General features: G+C 56.3%; 3 protein-coding genes. 2 read left to right on the top strand and 1 reads right to left on the bottom strand.

The annotated features are described in order from the left end of the window. Window positions 1-462: 462 nt before the first annotated feature. Complete coding sequence (locus V6C16_RS09440) at window positions 463-1,458, top strand: OmpA family protein (protein WP_333535102.1); 996 nt, start codon at window positions 463-465, stop codon at window positions 1,456-1,458. Window positions 1,459-1,535: 77 nt separating this feature from the next. Continuing rightward, a complete protein-coding gene (locus V6C16_RS09435; RefSeq protein WP_333535103.1) occupies window positions 1,536-2,099 on the top strand; it encodes a translation initiation factor 2 in 564 nt (187 codons plus the stop codon). Window positions 2,100-2,842: 743 nt separating this feature from the next. On the opposite strand, the gene thrB is transcribed toward V6C16_RS09435, so the two are convergent. Next, window positions 2,843-3,421: a homoserine kinase gene (gene thrB / locus V6C16_RS09430; protein WP_333535104.1), complete on the bottom strand. Its 579-nt coding sequence runs from the start codon at window positions 3,419-3,421 to the stop codon at window positions 2,843-2,845. Window positions 3,422-3,562: the final 141 nt, after the last annotated feature.

Raw genomic sequence — 3,562 nt, 5'->3', positions numbered from 1 at the left:
CTGACGGTCTACAAAGCCGGCCTGTTCGCCGCCGAGCACCGAGGGGTCAAGAGCCTGCCGGGCAAGCTCGGCCTGCTGCGAGGGGGCAAGGTCGAGCGCCGGAAACAGAAGGGTGGTGTTGCCGCCAGGGCTCCATTTGGAAAACATGAATGGTGACATAGAGATATTCCTTGGTTCTAACCATAAGTATGCCTCAGGCCCGGTCTGCTGTCCAGCCGCAGGAAGCGCGGTGTTTTCAAGTGGATACAACTTGCAGGAGTCATTGAAAAAGGGAAGCCTTGTCTGGTTATTGAAGAGTATTTCCTATTTAAAACTTGCGGTTTTTCATGAAGGCGGTTATGTAAAAGACAGTTGCCGCCTCCAAAGGTTTTTCCTGCTAGTGAGTTGGCAACGTGGCGGGCACACCGCGAATTACTGTTATTGACGGTAACTCGACGAACTTATCAACGTTTGGGAGGCAGTATGAAATCGTTTCGTCTTCTTGTTCTGGCCGCTGCTCTTATTTTGAGCTATGCTGTGGCCGCCGCGGCCGCACCGGCCTGCACCAAGAAAATCAACAGCTTTGACTTCGTTGTAGACTACTCCGGCTCCATGATGATGAAAAATGCCCAGATGAAGCAGGACAAAATCATCGTGGCCAAAAATGTGCTGCAGCGCATCAATGCCGCTATTCCCGCTCTGGACTACAATGGTGGTCTGCACACCATTTCGCCCAACGGCGTTATCGTTGCCCAGGGTCCCTGGGACCGCAACACCATGGCCGCAGGCATCAAAAAGCTGCGCTCCGACTTCCAGATCTTCGGTCGCATGACCAGCATGGGTACCGGCCTGCAGGCGTATGAGCCTTTCCTTTCCAGCATGAAGCGCGACGCCGCCGTCATCCTCGTGACCGACGGTGACAACAACCGTGGCGCCGACCTGGTGGAAGTGGCCCGTCAGATGTATGCCAGCCAGCGCAACCTGGTTGTTCACATCATCTCCTTTGCCGACAGCAAAAACGGCGAAGAAACCATCAAGCAGGTTGCTGCCCTGAACCCCGCCACCATCGTGGTGCGTGGTGAAGAACTGGCTACCAGCGACGCCGCTCTTGAGCGCTTCGTGCTGTCCGTGTTCTGCCAGGACGAAGACGTGATCGTGCTGCGCGGCGTACACTTCGCTTTCAACTCCTACGCCCTTGACGGCAAGGCCATGGGCATCCTGAACGAAGCCGCTGGTCTGATCAAGGCCAACCCCAACAAGCGCGTGGTGCTCTCTGGCTGGACCGACTGGATCGGCTCTGACGCCTATAACATGAAGCTTTCGCAGGAACGCGCCAACAGCGTGAAGAACTACCTTGTGAAGCAGGGCATCCCCGCCAGCCGCATGACCGCCATTGGCCGCGGCAAGTCCTTCAAGTACAACAACGAAACTGCTGAAGGTCGCGCCATGAACAGGCGCACCGAAATCTCCTTCGAATAATCGAAGGGCGGTTTTCAGTGGAATAATATGCAAAAGCCGGGTGGTCTATGCCGCCCGGCTTTAATGTGTGAGGTGCTATGCGCAAGCAAATATTTTGGGCATTTTTGCTGATCTTCGGATTGACAACAGGTGGTTGCGCCTGGTTCGGCGGCGACTCTTCGTCCACTGAAGCGGTGGTAACGCCCGCCCAGCCCGAGCAGGCTGCCGAGCCTGCGCCCGCGCCGGAAAAAACCGCTCCCGCCAAGGCCGACAAAAAGGCCGCCAAAACTGCCGAAAAGAAACAGCCCGCTGCCAAAGGGGCCAAAACAGAAGCCCAGATTGCTGCCGAGCTGAATATGGTCGGTCGCAAGCTGGTTGCTCAGGCTGGCCGTACCGTTGTGCCGTCCAAGTCCAAAAAGGATGTGCGGCAGGACGGCAAGGATTTTGTCGCCAGCTATGTTGAAGTGGATGAAGGCAGTGTTGCCACAGAACTGCGCCCCGGAGCTTCCGGGCAGTATGTGGGCTTTGTCCGCTACAAGGAAAATGTTTTTGAATGCCGTGGCGCCAGCCGTCAGGCGGCTCTTTCTGCGGCTTGCCAGCAGGTCAAGGCCCGCAGGATTAACGAGCTTATCCGTTACGATGGCAAGAGCTGGCAGTATTAGTCTGCCGGTACTGTTCTGTGCTTGCAATTGCGACGCAATGTTTTTCTGGCGGGGCTTCGGCCCCGCTTTTTTTTATGTCTTTCACGGTGATATATTAAAGTAAAAATGCTGTAAAACGCCTGTGGAAGTGATCACCGACCGTTCGCCACAACGGCGCTAACAGGCTTTTGTGGTTGGTACGTTTTGTTGCGCGGGGGTATAATATAATGCGGACCTGCTCAGGCGCCGCATGGCTTTGCGCCCAGTGCGGTATGGGCTGTCTGCGTGGGAACGTGATGTTTTCGGGAGCCATCACAGGCTGCCCGGGAAGCGTGCGGGCATGCTGTGCCAATGCTGCGCAACGGAAGTACGGCTAATGGCTGCCCGCGCGCATGTCTGCTAGAGCAGATTAACTTTGAGAATATACATTCTCAAAGTTTAAGGCACGCTCACTTCGGCGTTTAACCGCGCAGATAAACTGCGCTTACGCCTCCGTAGCGAACGTCTGCTCACGCAGCCGTCCGAGCAATTTAAAAGTTAAATTGCTCTAGAGCAGATTAACTTTGAGAATATACATTCTCAAAGTTTAAGGCACGCTCACTTCGGCGTTTAACCGCGCAGATAAACTGCGCTTACGCCTCCGTAGCGAACGTCTGCTCACGCAGCCGCCAGAGCAATTTCAAAGTGAAATTGCTCTAACGGGGCGATGGTCTGTAACGGCAGATGGCCGGTTGCCTCCCGGCGGTGGGTTACAGTGCGCGGGGCTATGAATTGTCAGAAAGCGTCACTTCTGCGGGCAGCTGCCGCACAATCCAGTTCGCGCACTGCTGCGGATTTTTGGCAGCGGCGGGGCAGCGCAGGTCGGCATAGCGGGCGTACAGTTCTTCCCTCTCAAGAAAGATGTCGTGCAGGGTCTGGCCGGGGGCAATGGCAAGGCCGCGTTGCGGATTTCTGGCAATGCGTTCTTCTATCAGGGTAAAAGGCACGTCAAGATACACCAGCGGACCCAGTGAGGCCAGGTGATGCATCGTCTGTTCACGGTACACAACGCTTCCACCTGTGGCGATCACTGTGCGATGGGCCTTTATGGCGCAGACAATGCTTGATTCCACATCCAGGAATGCAGATTTGCCAAGGGCATCGGTAACATCTTGCAGGCGGGCGGCGTACACTGCTTCAATGAGATGGTCGCTGTCCATAAAAGCCCAGCCCAGCGCCTGGGCAAGCGCTTCTCCCACTGTGGATTTGCCTGCTCCGGCCATGCCGATAAGAATGACGCAGGGGGATGGCCTCGTGGGGCCAGACATGGCAGGCGGAGTTGCGGCGGGAGAGGGCGCAGACATTTCGGCTCCTGATGGGGAATTTTTTTGAAAATGTGCCTAAGGGGCGGCGGCCTGTCAAGGCGGGCAGACGCGGAACCGCCGTAATCAGTCACAAACAGGGTCAGCGGGGCAGCCGACCGGGCTGCCCGGTTGCTCCGGCTT

Source organism: Desulfovibrio sp. 1188_IL3213, from assembly GCF_036763145.1.
Classification (GTDB): Bacteria; Desulfobacterota; Desulfovibrionia; order Desulfovibrionales; family Desulfovibrionaceae; genus Desulfovibrio.
Note: the sequence above shows the minus strand (reverse complement) of the source record. Positions and strands in the feature narration are given on the sequence as shown.